This window comes from Desulfurellaceae bacterium (assembly GCA_021296095.1).
Lineage (GTDB): Bacteria > Desulfobacterota > Binatia > Bin18 > Bin18 > JAAXHF01.
The window spans coordinates 1-14728 of the sequence record JAGWBB010000013.1; the positions used below are offsets into that span (position 1 = coordinate 1).

The 14728-nt window shown below is 63.2% G+C and carries 14 protein-coding genes; all 14 read right to left on the reverse strand.

Going from position 1 to position 14728, the window contains the following annotated elements; genetic code table 11:
• The coding region (locus J4F42_04600) for a site-specific tyrosine recombinase XerD (GenBank protein MCE2484766.1) at positions 1-868 on the reverse strand (868 nt) is incomplete at its 3' end.
• Positions 868-3606 (reverse strand): [protein-PII] uridylyltransferase, encoded by a 2739-nt coding sequence (glnD, locus tag J4F42_04605; GenBank protein ID MCE2484767.1) that lies wholly within the window; start codon positions 3604-3606, stop codon positions 868-870. The genes J4F42_04600 and glnD, both read right to left, overlap by 1 nt.
• A 9-nt stretch (positions 3607-3615) precedes the next feature.
• Positions 3616-4890, reverse strand: coding sequence for an adenosylhomocysteinase (locus J4F42_04610; protein ID MCE2484768.1), 1275 nt, complete (start codon positions 4888-4890; stop codon positions 3616-3618).
• A gap of 31 nt (positions 4891-4921) precedes the next feature.
• Positions 4922-6094 carry a methionine adenosyltransferase gene (gene metK, locus J4F42_04615; protein MCE2484769.1) on the reverse strand — a complete coding sequence of 391 codons (1173 nt, stop codon included), beginning with the start codon at positions 6092-6094 and terminating at the stop codon, positions 4922-4924.
• A gap of 77 nt (positions 6095-6171) precedes the next feature.
• Complete coding sequence (locus tag J4F42_04620; protein ID MCE2484770.1) at positions 6172-6447, reverse strand: HPr family phosphocarrier protein; 276 nt, start codon at positions 6445-6447, stop codon at positions 6172-6174.
• A gap of 26 nt (positions 6448-6473) precedes the next feature.
• Complete coding sequence (gene rapZ, locus J4F42_04625) at positions 6474-7376, reverse strand: RNase adapter RapZ (GenBank protein MCE2484771.1); 903 nt, start codon at positions 7374-7376, stop codon at positions 6474-6476.
• Entirely contained in the window at positions 7373-7834 is a 462-nt protein-coding gene (locus tag J4F42_04630; protein MCE2484772.1) for a PTS sugar transporter subunit IIA, read from the reverse strand. Before J4F42_04630 ends, rapZ begins: the two co-directional genes overlap by 4 nt.
• A gap of 38 nt (positions 7835-7872) precedes the next feature.
• Positions 7873-9342 (reverse strand): RNA polymerase factor sigma-54, encoded by a 1470-nt coding sequence (gene rpoN / locus J4F42_04635; protein ID MCE2484773.1) that lies wholly within the window; start codon positions 9340-9342, stop codon positions 7873-7875.
• Between the two features lie 31 nt (positions 9343-9373).
• On the reverse strand, positions 9374-10105 hold the full coding sequence (gene lptB / locus J4F42_04640) for an LPS export ABC transporter ATP-binding protein (GenBank protein ID MCE2484774.1): 732 nt from the start codon (positions 10103-10105) through the stop codon (positions 9374-9376).
• A complete protein-coding gene (locus J4F42_04645; GenBank protein ID MCE2484775.1) occupies positions 10102-10728 on the reverse strand; it encodes a hypothetical protein in 627 nt (208 codons plus the stop codon). Before J4F42_04645 ends, lptB begins: the two co-directional genes overlap by 4 nt.
• A complete protein-coding gene (gene lptC / locus J4F42_04650) occupies positions 10728-11297 on the reverse strand; it encodes an LPS export ABC transporter periplasmic protein LptC (protein MCE2484776.1) in 570 nt (189 codons plus the stop codon). Before lptC ends, J4F42_04645 begins: the two co-directional genes overlap by 1 nt.
• A 92-nt stretch (positions 11298-11389) precedes the next feature.
• Entirely contained in the window at positions 11390-12226 is an 837-nt protein-coding gene (kdsA, locus tag J4F42_04655) for a 3-deoxy-8-phosphooctulonate synthase (protein ID MCE2484777.1), read from the reverse strand.
• The gene (locus J4F42_04660; protein MCE2484778.1) at positions 12223-13947 is read right to left on the reverse strand and encodes a CTP synthase; all 1725 of its coding nucleotides are present in this window, start codon (positions 13945-13947) and stop codon (positions 12223-12225) included. The genes kdsA and J4F42_04660 overlap by 4 nt, the downstream gene beginning before the upstream one ends.
• Positions 13944-14684: a 3-deoxy-manno-octulosonate cytidylyltransferase gene (gene kdsB / locus J4F42_04665; protein MCE2484779.1), complete on the reverse strand. Its 741-nt coding sequence runs from the start codon at positions 14682-14684 to the stop codon at positions 13944-13946. Before kdsB ends, J4F42_04660 begins: the two co-directional genes overlap by 4 nt.
• Positions 14685-14728: the final 44 nt, after the last annotated feature.

Below are 14728 nucleotides of genomic sequence, written 5' to 3' on the forward strand. Positions count from 1 at the left end.
AGATCTGGGTGGTGGCAATATCGACGTGGCCCAGCATGGACTGGACCGCCCGCAGGTCTGCCCCGCCTTCGAGCAGATGGGTGGCAAATGCGTGGCGCAGCGCGTGCGGATAGACCGCTCCGCCGTCGGCCGCCTGGCTGGCGTACTGTTTGAGCAGCCGCCAGAATCCCTGGCGGCTTAAGGGTTTGGCAGAGCGGGTCAGAAACACCGCAGAACTCGTCCGATGCTTTAAGAGCGCCGGCCGGGCCTGGCTGAGATAGGTTTCGAGGTGAGCCTTGGCCTGCCCACCGAGCGGCACCACGCGCTCGCGCTCGCCCTTGCCCCGCACGCGCACAAAGCCGGCCTCCAGATTGAGCTGGCTGAGGTCGAGGCCGACCAGTTCGGAAACGCGCAGACCGGTGGCGTACAGCAGTTCGAGCATGGCCCGGTCGCGGAGCCCCAGCGGGGTCGAGGTGTCGGGCGCCTTGAGCAGGGCCTCGACCTGAACCTGGGACGGCGCCTGGGGCAGCCGACGGCCGATTTTGGGCAACGGCAGCTGGGCGGTCGGGTCGGCTCCGGGCAGCAGAGCCTCGCGCTGTAAAAAACGGTATAAGCCCCGCAGCACGGTGAGCATCCGGGCCTGGCTGCGCGCCGACAGCCCCCGCTCGCGGACTGCGGTCAGAAAGCCGATCACGTGCCGCGGCCCGGCCTGGCGCAGGTCGTCCAGCCCCTGGTCGTGCAGATAGCGGCAGAACTCGCCCACATCCCGGCTGTAGGCCAGGATGGTATTTTTGGCCAAGCCCTTCTCGACCGTCATATAGTTGAGAAATGCGTCGGCGCAGGTGTCGCTGGCCGTTATCGCCTCGCTCTGAGCGTCTTGCTCCCCCATCAGCCCTCCCCCTCCGCATCAACAATCCGCTGCCGCAGGGCGGCGGCGAGTTGGTCCGGGGCGTCGATCTTGCCGCCCCGGCTGTCGGTCACATAGAAGACATCCAAAACCTGATTCACATTGGTCGTGATCTTGGCCAGATGGATAAGCAGCCCGAGTTGGAAGAGCGCTGCGGTGACCCGAAACAGGAAGCCGGTCTGATCGGGCGCGGTGACATCAATGACCGTATACACCGGCGAGCCGTCATTATCGACTGTGACTTCGGTCGGGATGCGACCGTAGCGCTTCTTGAGATAGGACGGGGAACGGATGGTCTGGAGCAGATCCTCAAGCGTCCGTTGTCCGCGCAAGACCGCCTCGAGGCGGGTCTGCAGCCGAGCCCACAGCTCGGTGTCCATGACGACCTCGGCGCGCCCAAGGTGGGACACACGAAAAACGTCCAGCGCAATGCCGTCCCGACTGGTGGAGATACGGGCGCTGGCAACGTTCAGATTATTGGCCGCCAGCACACCGGTCAACAGCGCAAACAAACCCGGCCGGTCGCGGGTCACAATGGTCAGCTCGCTGTACTCGCGCTCGGGAAAATGGGCCAGGACGAGCCGATACGGCTCGTCCTGCGGTCCGTCCGTAGTCTGGCTAAAACGGGTAATCAGGCGGAAATGGTCGGGGATGTTCTCTTCGGGGGTGGACAGGAAATAGCTGTCCGGCATGTCGGCCAAAAAGGCCCGAATCTGGTCTGGGGCGGCTTGGCCCTGGCTCGGCAGCAGGGCCGCCAGCGCATCTTTGCGGCGCCGGACGCGGGCCTGGGGGTCTTCTTCGACCGACAGGCCGGTCTCAAAGCGCTCCAGGGTGCGCAGATACAGCTCGTTGAGCAAACCGGCCTTCCAGCTGTTCCAGACCTTGGGGCCGACCGCTTTCATATCGGCGAAGGTCAGCAGATACAGCTTTTTGAGCACGTCCTGGGTTTCAACAGTCCGGGCAAACTCGGCAATCAAGGCGTCGTCGGAAATATCGCGGCGCTGGGCAATATACGACATCAGCAGGTGGTGCTGGACCAGCAGATACCACTCGTGGGCGTCGTCCTCGGCCATCCCCCAGCGCTCGGCCGCCCGGCGGACCATGGCCGCACTGCGCTGGTCGTGTTCGCTGCCGTGGCCCTTACCCACGTCGTGGTACAGCATGGACAGGAACAGCAGCTCGACCCGGTCGATTTCGCGCATGACCTGGGTCAGCAGCGGCAGGTCCTCCTTGAAGCGTCCCTCGCGCAGCTGTTCCAGGGCGGCCACACCGTACAGGGTGTGCTCATCAACGGTGTAGACGTGATACAGGTCGCGCTGGATGCGCCACTGCATGTTGCCGAACTCGGGCAGAATCCAACCCAGCACGCCCAGGCTGTGCATCAGCCACAGGGTGTCTGCCACCCCCTGTTTCCAGTTCAGCACCGCATACAGGGCGCTGCGCACGGCCGGGCTTTCTCCAGCGCTGGACGGCAGGCGGTCAAGCGTGTCGCGCACGAGCTGCTGGGTCGCGCGCGACACACGCACGCCGTGGCGCTGGGCGTCGTGAAAAACCGTCACCATGTTGACCGGCTCGTCGGTCAGGATTTCGGGTTTGGTGACGCTCAGGCTCTGGTCGGCGATTCTGACCCCGGGCCGAATGTCGCGTCCCCGCCGGCGGCGGAAAAAAGACAGCCGGGGAGGCTCCAGGCACTGCTCCAGCATGAAGTTCGAGAAGCCGTGCAGGCTGGTGGCGTGGCGGTAGTATTCGTACATGAAGCCGGCCGCATCGGCGAAACCGAGTTGGGGGGCGAGTTCGTCCTGTTGCTCAACCGTCAGCTGATCGTGCTCGCTGCGGGTGGCCAGGTGCATGCCGTTGCGCACCCGCCACACAAAGTCACGCGCGGCTTCGACCTGACTCAGCGTGTGTTGGGACACGATCCCCTTCTGGAACAACTCGTGCCAGCTGCGCACCTTGAACTTGACCCGGGCCAGCCACCAGGCGGTGTGGAGGTCACGCAGACCGCCCGGACTCTCCTTGACGTTGGGCTCAAGCGTGTAGGGCGAGTTGCCGTGCTGCTCGTGGCGCCGACGGCTCTCCTCGGCCTTGTCCTGAGAAAAACGCCGGGGCTGTTTGCCGAGAATCTCCCGCTCGAGGGCCTGCGCAAAGTCCTGGCTCAGCTGCGCGTCGCCGCACAGGGGCCGGGCGTCGAGCAGCGAGGTCTTGACCTGCAAGTCCTGGGCGGCCAGGCGGGTACAGGTGCGCACGGTGCGCACCGCATGGCCGACGACAAGCCCGGAATCGATCAGGCTGTAGTAGACCATCTCGCATATCGTCTCGACATACGGGGTGATTTTCCAGTGGTAGAGGAACAGCAGATCGAGGTCCGAATAGGGGTTGAGTTCGCCCCGGCCATAGCCGCCCTGGGCCAGAACCGCGCAGCGTTGCTGGAGGCGGGTATAACGTCGGGCGTAGAGCTGGGTGGCTGCGTCGAACAGATACTGGATCAAACGGTCAATATGGACGGTGTAGTAGCGGACCAGCTCGCCACCTCCGAGGCCGGCTCGCTGCTGGCCGGCCAGGACCTTACGCAGCTGGCCGATATACTCCTGGCTGATTTTTTTGAGGTCGAAATTTGAGCCGGCTCCGCCATCCAGGTCGGCCGACGGCAGGGGGGGCAGGACAACGCCAGCCGGACTGGCCGGACCTGTCAGGTCGGTCTGGTGCAGGGCGACTGGCATAGGCTGATCTCAGGTGCCGAACTCCCAGGACGCAAGATAGCGCTTTTGGGCGGCGGTCAGCGTGTCCAGCCGGATATCCATGCTGGCCAGCTTCAGGCTGGCGACCGTGTCCTCGACTTCCTGCGGTACGGCGTGGACGCGGGCGTCGAGGTCCTGGCGGTGCTCGACCGCCCAGCTGACGCTCAGCGCCTGGGTGGCAAAGCTCATGTCCATGACCGAGGCCGGGTGGCCCTCGGCCGCAGCCAGGTTGACCAGCCGTCCCTCGCCCAACAGGTAGACGCGTCGTTTCTGGGACAGATGATAACAGTCGAGGTTGGAGCGCAGGTTCTTTTCAACCTTTTTGGCCATTTTGGTCAGCGCCTTGACGTCGATCTCCACGTCGAAATGGCCCGAGTTGCACAGAATGGCGCCGTCTTTGAGCACCCGGAAGTGTTCACGGCGGAGCACGCTGGTATCGCCGGTGAGGGTGACGAAGATGTCACCCTGGCGGGCGGCTTCCAGCATCGGCATGACCCGAAAGCCGTCCATGGCAGCCTCCAGGGCGCGGATCGGGTCAATCTCGGTTACGATCACCTGAGCGCCCAGGCCGCGCGCCCGGCTGGCCACGCCTTTGCCGCACCAGCCGTAGCCGGCGATCACGATCACTTTGCCGGCCAGCAAGATATTGGTCGCCCGCAGCACGCCGTCCAGGGTCGATTGTCCGGTGCCGTAGCGGTTGTCGAACAGCTGCTTGGTGGCCGCGTCGTTGACCGCGATGACCGGCAACCTGAGCACGCCGTTGTTCTCCATGGCGCGCAGGCGAATGACCCCGGTCGTGGTCTCTTCCATGCTGGCGACCAGCCGCCCGAGCTGCTCCTCGTAGCTGGCATCGGTGTGCAGCAGCGACACCAGGTCGGCGCCGTCGTCAAGGGTCACAGTCGGCCCCTGACCCAGCACGGCGTGCAAATGCTTGTAGTAGGTCTTATTGTTCTCGCCCCGGATGGCATAGGTCGGAATCCCTTCACGGGCGACCAGGGCGGCGGCCGTATCGTCCTGGGTCGAGAGCGGGTTCGAGGCGCACAGCATGATGCTCGCCCCGCCGGCCTTGAGGGTCCGCATCAGGTTGGCGGTTTCGGTGGTGACGTGCAAGCAGGCCGACACACGCAGGCCCTTGAGCGGTTTGGTGCGGGCGAACTCCTGGCGCACCTGGCGCAGCACCGGCATGTGCTGGTCGGCCCAGTCTATGCGTTTCTGGCCCGCGCCGGCCAGGCCGAGATCTTTGACATCTCCCTTACGAGCAGTCATATATCCTCTTTTCTGTGTGAGCGGCCGGGCTTCAGCTGGCCGCCCGCTTGAGCATATCGACCCGGTCGAGTCGCTCCCAGCTGAACAATTCGCCCTGGGGCGGACGGCCAAAGTGGCCGTAGGACGCCGTGGACTGGAAAATCGGCCGCTTAAGGCCCAGGGTCTGAATGATCTCGGCCGGCCGCAGGTCAAACTCCTTATCGACAATCTCGGCCAGGCGCTCATCGGGCAGGACGCCGGTGCCGAAGGTATCGATAAAGACGCCGACCGGCCTGGCCATACCGATGGCGTAGGCCATCTGCACCTCGCAGCGCGCGGCCAGTTCGGCGGCCACGATATTCTTGGCAATATAGCGGGCCATATACGCGGCCGAACGATCAACCTTGCTGGGGTCTTTGCCGGAGAATGCCCCACCACCGTGGCGACCCATCCCGCCGTAGGTATCGACGATGATCTTGCGGCCGGTCAAGCCACAGTCGGCAAACGGACCGCCGTTCACGAAACGGCCGGTCGGATTGACCAGAAAAGACGTCTCGCCGTCCAGGAACTCGGGCGGCACGACCTTTTTGACGATGTCTTCAACCACCACCTCTCTGATCGTCTTGTAGTCGGCATCCGGGTCGTGCTGGGTCGAGATCAGGACCGTATCGGCCCGAACCGGCCGACCATCGCGGTACTCGACGGTGACCTGCGACTTGCCGTCCGGGCGCAGAAAGGCGATCTCGCCCCGTTTACGGGCCGCAGCCATCTCCTGGACCAGGCGATGGGCGGTATAAATCGGAAACGGCATGAATTCCTTGGTTTCATCGCAGGCAAAGCCGAACATCATGCCCTGGTCGCCGGCCCCCTGTTCGGTGTGCAAGCCCTGGCCGGCGGTGACGCCCTGGGAGATGTCGGGCGACTGACGGTCGAGCGCGGTCAGGACGGCGCAGGTATTGCCGTCAAATCCCAGCGACGAATGATCGAAGCCGATATCACGTACTGTCCGGCGCACGATGTCGGCGTAGTCAATGCGGGCCTCGGAGGTGATCTCTCCCGCCACCACCACCATGCCTGTTTTGATCAGGGTTTCGCAGGCGACCCGGCTGTCCGGGTCCTGGGCCAGCAGTCCGTCCAGGATCCCGTCCGAAATCTGATCGCACATTTTGTCCGGATGGCCCTCGGATACCGACTCCGAGGTAAACAGAAAATCTTTTCCCGCCATCAGCCCTCTCCTTGTTTGATGTTGGGGTCTCGTATCGCACGGCGCATCTAATAGAATCCCCGTTCCAGCGTCAAGGGCTAGTCGGCGTCAGGCGGTTCGACCACCCGACGCAGGGCGACCAGGGCGGCCTCGGCATCCGGCCCGCTGATCCGCACTTCGAGCACGCTGCCGTGTGGGGCGCCCAGGGTCAGCAACTCTATCACACTCCGGCCGTTCACCGTCCGACCGTCCCAGCTGACCGTGACCTCTACCTCACAGCCGCGCAGACTCTGGACCCACAGCGCGGCCACCCGGGCGTGCAAGCCCTCGGGATGGGCCAGGGTCAGGCGAACAAGGGTGGGCGGCGGTGTCATGTCTGTGCGGCGACCCGGGGACGCGCTCAGCGATACTGGTCGCGGTGATGGATATGGGCGGTATAGCCACCGTCGGCCAGGCGACGACCGAGTTCTTCGGCCACCGCTACCGAGCGATGCCGACCGCCCGTACAGCCAATGGCCAGGGTCAGATAGCTTTTGCCCTCGCGGACGTACAGGGGCAGGCTGGAGACCAGCAGCTCGCTCACCTGGGCCAGAAAACGCTCGGCTTCGGGACAGCCGAGGACGAAAGCCGCCACGTCCGGTGAACGGCCGGTTTTGGGTCGCAGCTCTTCGACAAAAAACGGATTGGGCAGAAAGCGCACATCAAACATCAGGTCCGCATCGGTCGGAATGCCGTACTTATAGCCGAAGGACTCGATGGTCACCAACAGCGCGCTGGGGTGGTGCGAGCGGCGGCTGACAAGCCGCCGCATGTGTTGGCGCAACTCGTGGACGGTCAGGGCCGAGGTATCGAGCACCTGGCCGGCCAGCGCCCGCAGGCCGGCCAGCCGCTGACGCTCGATCCGAATGCCCGAGATGATGCTCCCCTCGTCGGCCGCCGGATGGGGACGGCGGGTTTCGCTGAAGCGGCGGATAACGATCTCGTCGGCCGCCTCGAGGTAGACAATATCGAGCTGCCGGCCGTGACGGCGCAGGTCGGCCAGCACGGTCGGATATTCGTTCAGCGAGACCCGCTCGCGGACATCAATGCCCAGGCCGATCCGGTCGATGGGTTGATGGCTGTTCTCGCACAGGCTCAGGAACTGGGGGATGAGGGTCACCGGCAGATTGTCGATACAGTAAAACCCCAGGTCTTCCAGGGCGTGAATCGCCGTGCTCTTGCCCGAGCCGGACAGACCGGTCACGATCAGGACGTGCAGGGGCGTCGCTGCTGGCGGCGGACTGGCGGCGGGCGGAGCACTCACAGCTTGGTGTCCTCCTGAGAGATCAGCCGGAACAGGTCGGCCTGGCTCTGGCCCTGCAGCAGACGCTCCCGAAACGCCTTGTCCTTGAGCAGGCGGGACACCCGGGCCAGGGCCTTGAGATGCACACCGGCCGAGTCCTCGGGCGCGACAAGCAGGAAAAACAGCCGGGTCAGGGCGCCGTCCAGGGACTGACAGTCAATGCCCGACGAACTGCGGCCAAAGACGGCCACGACATCTTTGAGTCCGGCCAGCTTGCCGTGGGGGATGGCAATCCCCTCGCCAATGGCCGTTGTGCCCAGCCGCTCCCGTTCGAGCAGAACCGCCAACAGGCTCTGGGCGTTGATATGCGGGTAGTGGGCGGCCAGCTGTTGGGACAGCTCGTGGAGGACATCGGTCTTGGTCGTGCTGCGCAGCTGGGGAACAATGAGTTCTTGACTCAGGATATCGACCACACGCATGGGATTCCGTCCTTATCGTGTTTCGTCCGGGCCGCGTTCTAGCGCAGTTTCCTGCGTTTTGATGACGGCAGAATATGGAGCGTCTCGCGATATTTGGCCACCGTGCGGCGTGCGATGGTGATATGCTCGGCCGCCAGCTGACGGGCAATGGCCTCGTCGCTCAGCGGCCGGCCGCTCTCCTCGGCCTGGATCAGCTGCCGGATACGCTCCTTGACGCTACTCGCCGCAATGTCCTGACCGTTGTTACCCCTGAGGCCGGTGGTGAAGAAATTCTTGAGCGCCTCAATGCCGCGCGGGGTGGCAATATACTTATTGGCAATCGCGCGGCTGACGGTTGACTCGTGGATACCGACTTCGTCCGCCACGTCGCGCAACACCAGGGGGCGCATCCGGGATACCCCGTAGGTCAGGAAATCCTGTTGGAACTTGACGATGCTCTGGGCAACCAGCAGCAGGGTCCGCTGACGCTGGTGGATGCTCTTGATCAGCCAGGCGGCAGCGCGCAATTTCCCCCGCACATACTCTTTGGCCGCGCCGTCCGGGCTGTGCAGAAAGCGGCGGTAGGAGGCGTTGACCTTGAGGCGCGGCAGGCCGTCTTCGTTGAGCGTGACGACATACTCATCGCCGACCTTGTGCACGTACACGTCCGGCGTGATATAGCTGACGTCGCCCTCGCCGAAATTGCGGCCCGGCCTGGGCTCCAGGCTGGCAATCAGACGGATGGCGCACTCCAGCTGTTCGCCGCTCACCTGCAAGGTTTTGGCCAGACGCTCGCTGTCCCGCTCTTCGAGCAGACCGAGGTGGCTCTCGACGACGCGCAGGGCCAGCTCGCACACCGGATCGTCTCCGGCCTCGGTCTGCTGCAAACGCAGCTGGTGCAGCAGGCACTCACGCAGGTCACGAGACCCGACCCCGGGCGGGTCACAGGTCTGAATCAGCTCCAAAACCCGTTCGACCTGCCCGACCTCGACCGGTGTGGCCAGGTCTGTAGCGCTCTGGGCGGCAATATCGACCAGCGGGGTCGATAAATAGCCGTCAATATCAAGCTCACCAATAATCAGCGAGGCAATGTGCTGTTCCTCAGGGCTCAGCTTGGAGAAACGGAGCTGGTCGGACAGGTGCTGTTCCAGGGATTCGGGACGGTTGGGATGATTTTCAACCAGACTCGGCCGCTCTTCGTCCACCTCCTCGCCGCCGGACGGCGGCAGGGACGGCAAATCGTTGTTATAGCTTTCCAGATAAGTATGCCAGTCGATCTCCTCTTGGGCACTTTTCTCTTGGACCGACTCCTGGGCGGCGGTCGGCGGACCGTCGAGCAGCGCCGCCTCCTGCTCGCTGGCCGCCTCAACAGCCTCGACCCCGAGTACCGGGTTTTGGTCGAGTTCGTCATGAATCAGGATATCCAACTCGTCCCGGGGCAGCTGCAAAATCTTGATGGCCTGCTGTAGCTGGGGCGTAATGACCAGCTTTTGCTGGAGTTTTTGTTGGAGTCGGACTTCTAAGGCCATGCGCGTGTCTTCTTTGGTGTGAGCGCCGATCTCATAAGCGGAAGCGCTCGCCCAGATACACCTGTCGGGCGCGCGTGCTGGTGGTCAGTTCTGCGGGCGTGCCTTCTTCAAACACCTCGCCGTCACTCAGGATATAGGCGCGGTCACAGATACTCAGCGTCTCGCGGACATTATGGTCGGTCACCAGCACGCCGATGCCGCGTGTCCGCAGCTGGACGATAATATCCTGGATATCGACCACCGACAGGGGATCAATCCCGGCAAAAGGTTCGTCGAGCAGCATAAAGGTCGGATCCATGACCAGGGCGCGTGAGATTTCGACCCGGCGTCGCTCCCCGCCGGACAGCGAATCGGCCCGATTTTTGGCCAAATGGCCGATATGCAGGTCGGCCAGCAGCTGTTCAAGGCGTTCCCGGCGCTGGTTCTTTGTCAGGTCCAGGGTCTCGAGGATAGCCAGCAGATTCTCCTCAACCGTCAGCTTGCGGAAGATCGACGACTCCTGGGGCAGATACGTCACGCCTTTGCGCGCACGCTGGTGCATGGGCAGAGAGGTAAAGTCCTGGTCGTTGAAGCAGACGCGACCCTGGTCGGGACGGATGATGCCGACAATGATGGAAAACGTGGTGGTTTTTCCCGCCCCGTTCGGCCCCAACAGGCCGACTACCTCGCCGCCCTTGACCTCGACCGTGACATTGCGCAGCACGGGCCGTCTGGCGTAGGCCTTATGCAGTCCTTCGCCACGCAAGACTGGCTCCGCACTCACTGAGATGTCGTTCCTGTGTCGTTTGAGCCTGGAATGAGCCGCATGCGCGCCCGGCCTTCGACCACACTCCGCCGCTCGTCAAGATAGACGATAACCTGGTCACCGCTGACCTGGTTGACGCCCTCGTGCAGCACGGCATCGCCGCTCAGGGTGACCGTCCGTTTGGTCTGATCGAACACCAGCCGTTTGCCGGTTGCGTAGCCGCTTTCGGACTCCAGCCTGACATCGCCCTCGGCAACAATCTCCCTGAGACGCTGTTGGGAGGTAGTGGACGGCGGGGACGACTGCGGCGTGCCGTCTGACTCGGCCGGCTCTTCATAGCTGACCGTCAGCAGATTACAGGTCAGGGTCACCTCACCCTGGGTCGCCACGACTCCGTCCTGATATTGGACCCGTTTTTCGGCGTATAAGAACTCGAGACGCTGGGAGCGGATGTCGATGGGCTGATTGCTGTCGGCGAAAGACAGGGAGGCGATCAGGCTTTGGTCCGTGTCGGGAACCTGGGCCGGGCTGCCGCCGGGGTGTCCGACCAGCAGGAAGAGAACTAGGCCGGCGGACACCAGCCAGCGGCCGGTCCGAACCTGGGCCGACAGGGATCGCCACACGCGCGTACACATGCCCATCAGCCCTCTTCCCTGGTCAGCGTGGTATGGACTTCGGCGTGGAGGGTCACCCGCTTCTCGTCCACCACTATCCGGTAGCCCCGGGCTTCAACGCTCAGATCCTGGCCGGTAACGTGGACCACATCCGGTGCCGAGACCGTATTCTGAGCGCTGTCGTACAGCGCGGTTTGGGTCTTGAGAGAAAAATCGCCGATCCGCATTTCCAGATCGCCGCTCAGCTTCATCCGCACGACCTCCTGCATACCCTCGCCGAGGGTGACCCGGCCTTCTCGGCACCGCAGGGCAATCACCTCACCGCTGTCGAGGTACAGCGACATGGTCGGCGAATCGACCAGCAGCTCCCTGCTGTCTTCGAAAAAACGCGCCTGGGTGGCGGCGATTTCCCAGATTTTCTTTCCGTCGCGCATTTTGACCCGCCGGAAGTTCTGCATCCGCTGGTCCCCGCCGGACGAGGCCACGGTCGGCAGCTCCTGCTCGTCCTGACGCTGGTGCCACAGCCCCATGCCCAGCCCACCCAAGACGCACACGATAACAAGACCGATAACAAAACGTGCCTGATTTCGATTCATTGTGGAACCACCCGAGCAAGCACCATACCACCTCCGCCACACCGGGCAAAGGGTAGACCCGCCCCGTCGGCTCAGACCCCGGGGGACACCTTCTAGGCTTTCACCAGTTGGTCGAGACGCTGCAAGGTCCGCAGCAGGGCTTCGAGCTGGTCCAGAGGAAACACGCTCGCGCTATCGCTGCGAGCCTGGTCCGGGTTGCAGTGAACCTCCATGAACAGACCGTCAATACCGACCGCAACGGCCGCCCGGGCCAGCGGGGCGATGAATTCTCGCTGACCGCCCGAACTCGTCCCCTGTCCTCCGGGCAGCTGCACGCTGTGGGTGGCGTCATACACCACGGGGTAGCCGCTGCGGGCCATGATCGGCAGCGCGCGAAAGTCCGAGACGAGATAATTATAGCCAAAACTGGCCCCCCGTTCGGTCAGCAGAATGTGCCGATTACCGGTTGAGGCGACCTTGTCGGCGGCGTGGGCGATATCATGAGGAGCCACAAACTGACCCTTCTTGATATTGACCACTCGACCGCTCTGGCCGGCCGCCACAAGCAGGTCGGTCTGACGGCACAGAAAGGCCGGAATCTGTACAATATCGGCTACTTCTGCTGCCGCCCGAACCTCTTGGGGCGTATGCACATCGGTCAGAATCGGCACCTCCAGCTCGCGTTTCACGCTGGCCAGGATCCGCAGCCCCTCGTCCTGGCCCGGCCCCCGGAAGGACTCCACCGAGGTCCGATTGGCCTTATCGTACGAGGATTTATACACCAGCGGGACCTGTAGACGGTCGGTCACGGTTTTCAGCGCCTGGGCGTGGTGCAGGGCAGAGTCCCGGCTCTCGATGACGCATGGGCCGGCCATCAGCACGAACGGCCGGGCCTGGCCACACAGCAGGCGACCGATCGGAACGGCGTCGGGCTGACACTCGCGGATCATACGCTCTCGGCCTTGCCCTGGACGTGACCCAGCCTGAGCTTTGACTTGGGAAGAGCGGACGCAGCATATTCAGCCCGCAGCGGGGGAGCTGCGCCATAGCCGGCCCGGCGCTGCCGGGCAGCCTGAATAAAACCTTTGAACAGGGGATGACAGTCGAACGGGCGCGATTTGAACTCGGGGTGGAACTGGACGCCGATAAACCACGGGTGGTCGTGTAGCTCGACGATTTCGACCAGGCTCCGGTCGGGGGACAGGCCGCTGAAGATCAGTCCTTTCTGGCTGAGCTGGTGGCGATAGGCGTTGTTGAATTCATAGCGGTGGCGGTGCCGTTCTGAGATCCGCTTCTTGCCGTACACGCTGGCCGCGAGACTGCTGTCCAGCACGGTGCAGGGGTAGGCGCCGAGGCGCATGGTGCCGCCTTTTTCCAGGACTTGGTTCTGCTCAGCCATGAGGGCGATCACCGGATGGGGCGTGTCCGGGTCGATCTCGGCCGAGTTGGCCTTGTCCAGACCGCACACGTTGCGGCTGAACTCGATCACCGCCATTTGCATGCCGAAGCAGATGCCCAGAAACGGTACGCCCCCTTCGCGGGCGTAGCGGACGGCCGTAATCTTGCCCTCGGTGCCACGCTGGCCAAAGCCCATCGGGACCAGTACACCGTCGGCCTGGCCGAGCGCGTCCGGAAACTCGCCGGCCTCAAGCTGTTCGGAGTCGATATGGTCCACCTCGACCCGACACTCATTGGCAAAGCCGCCATGGGCCAGGGCTTCGTTGAGGCTCTTGTACGAGTCAATCAGCTCGACGTATTTGCCGATCATGGCGATCCGCACCTGGTCTTGCGGCTGCTGAAACGTCCGCACGACTTTTTCCCAGCGGCTCAGGTCCGGGGTGCCGGTCCACATGTTCAGCTTATCGACGATACACTGATCGAGCCCCTCTTGATGAAAGACCAGCGGGACCTCGTAGATGCAATCCACGTCCTTGGCCGTAATCACCGCGTGCTCATCAACATTGCAGAAATGGGCGATCTTGGCCTTGACCTTGTGATCCAGGTAGCGATCCGTGCGGCACAGCAACACGTCGGGCTGAATCCCCATACTGGTCAGCTCTTTGACGCTGTGCTGGGTGGGTTTGGTCTTGAGTTCACCGGCCGCTGAAATAAAAGGCACCAGGGTCAGATGGAGGTATAAGACGTGCTCGCGTCCCCAGTCCCAGCGAAACTGGCGAATCGCCTCGAGAAAGGGCAGACTCTCGATGTCCCCGACCGTGCCGCCGACCTCGCAGATGGCAACGTCAAAGCCTTTGGCCGCGTTCAGGATACGCCGTTTGATCTCGTCCGTGATGTGGGGAATGACCTGAACCGTGCCGCCCAGATAGTCTCCACGACGTTCCTGGGCAATGACCGTGTCGTACACCTGACCGGTGGTAAAGCTGTTTTGGCGACCCAGCGAGGTCGAAACATAACGTTCGTAGTGTCCCAGATCGAGGTCGGTCTCGGCCCCGTCGTCGGTTACAAACACCTCCCCGTGCTGAAAGGGATTCATGGTACCGGGATCGACGTTGATATACGGGTCCATCTTCAGCAGGGTGACATTCAGGCCTCGGCTCTCCAATAAGCCACCCAGCGAGGCCGCAGCCAAGCCCTTGCCCAAGGACGAAACAACCCCCCCGGTGACAAAGATGAATTTTGTCTTGCGTCCTGCTCTGCCAGCAGTCGTCATGGCAACATCTCCTCTGCACGACGCAGGTCGAGCGGTGTGTCAACCTCAACCGTCGGGCGTTCCGTCTCCGTCACCCGAATTTTATAGCCCCACTCCAGAGCCCGAAGCTGTTCGAGCTTTTCGGCCTCCTCCAGGGGAGTTGGCACCAGCCTGCTGAAGGTCAGCAGAAAGTCCCGACGATACACATACAGCCCGATGTGGCGGTAGCCCCATATCTGGTCCGTCGCCTGGTCTGAACTGGGCGGCTGGCGGTAGAACGGAATCGGGCTGCGCGAAAAATACACGGCAAACCCGTCCCGGTCGGTCACGACCTTCACCACGTTGGGGTTGTGCCACTCCTCACGGCTGTGAATCGGTGTCCTGACCGTTGCCATAGCTGCGGTCGGGCTGTGTTCAAGCGCGCTCACCGCGTCCCCGACCATGGCCGGCGGGAAAAAGGGCAGATCCCCCTGCACGTTGACAATCAGGTCGGCCCGCAGGCCGGCGGCGACCTCGGCCAGGCGGTCCGTCCCGGTCGGATGATCGGCCCGGGTCATGGCCACCTGGCCACCCACGGCCCGCACCGCAGCGGCAATCCGCTCATCATCGGTCGCCACCATCACCCGGTCCACGCCCGGCACCTGGCAGGTCTGCTGGTAGACGTGCTGAATCATCGGCTTGCCACGCAGCAGGGCCAGCGGTTTTCCTGGAAAACGCGTAGAGCCGTAGCGTGCCGGAATGAGAGCGATAACTTCCACACCCAAGCCATATTCGGTTACACGGTCGAATTTCTGGGGAACTG

Excerpts from the sequence above, each read along its gene's own strand:
- J4F42_04630 (MCE2484772.1), bottom strand. The coding sequence starts at position 7,834 with ATGCGTGTGGTCGATATCCTGAGTCAAGAACTCATTGTTCCCCAGCTG.
- J4F42_04610 (MCE2484768.1), bottom strand. The coding sequence starts at position 4,890 with ATGACTGCTCGTAAGGGAGATGTCAAAGATCTCGGCCTGGCCGGCGCG.
- kdsA (MCE2484777.1), bottom strand. The coding sequence starts at position 12,226 with ATGATCCGCGAGTGTCAGCCCGACGCCGTTCCGATCGGTCGCCTGCTG.
- rpoN (MCE2484773.1), bottom strand. The coding sequence starts at position 9,342 with ATGGCCTTAGAAGTCCGACTCCAACAAAAACTCCAGCAAAAGCTGGTC.
- J4F42_04645 (MCE2484775.1), bottom strand. The coding sequence starts at position 10,728 with ATGGGCATGTGTACGCGCGTGTGGCGATCCCTGTCGGCCCAGGTTCGG.
- J4F42_04620 (MCE2484770.1), bottom strand. The coding sequence starts at position 6,447 with ATGACACCGCCGCCCACCCTTGTTCGCCTGACCCTGGCCCATCCCGAG.
- metK (MCE2484769.1), bottom strand. The coding sequence starts at position 6,094 with ATGGCGGGAAAAGATTTTCTGTTTACCTCGGAGTCGGTATCCGAGGGC.
- lptC (MCE2484776.1), bottom strand. The coding sequence starts at position 11,297 with ATGAATCGAAATCAGGCACGTTTTGTTATCGGTCTTGTTATCGTGTGC.
- glnD (MCE2484767.1), bottom strand. The coding sequence starts at position 3,606 with ATGCCAGTCGCCCTGCACCAGACCGACCTGACAGGTCCGGCCAGTCCG.
- J4F42_04660 (MCE2484778.1), bottom strand. The coding sequence starts at position 13,947 with ATGACGACTGCTGGCAGAGCAGGACGCAAGACAAAATTCATCTTTGTC.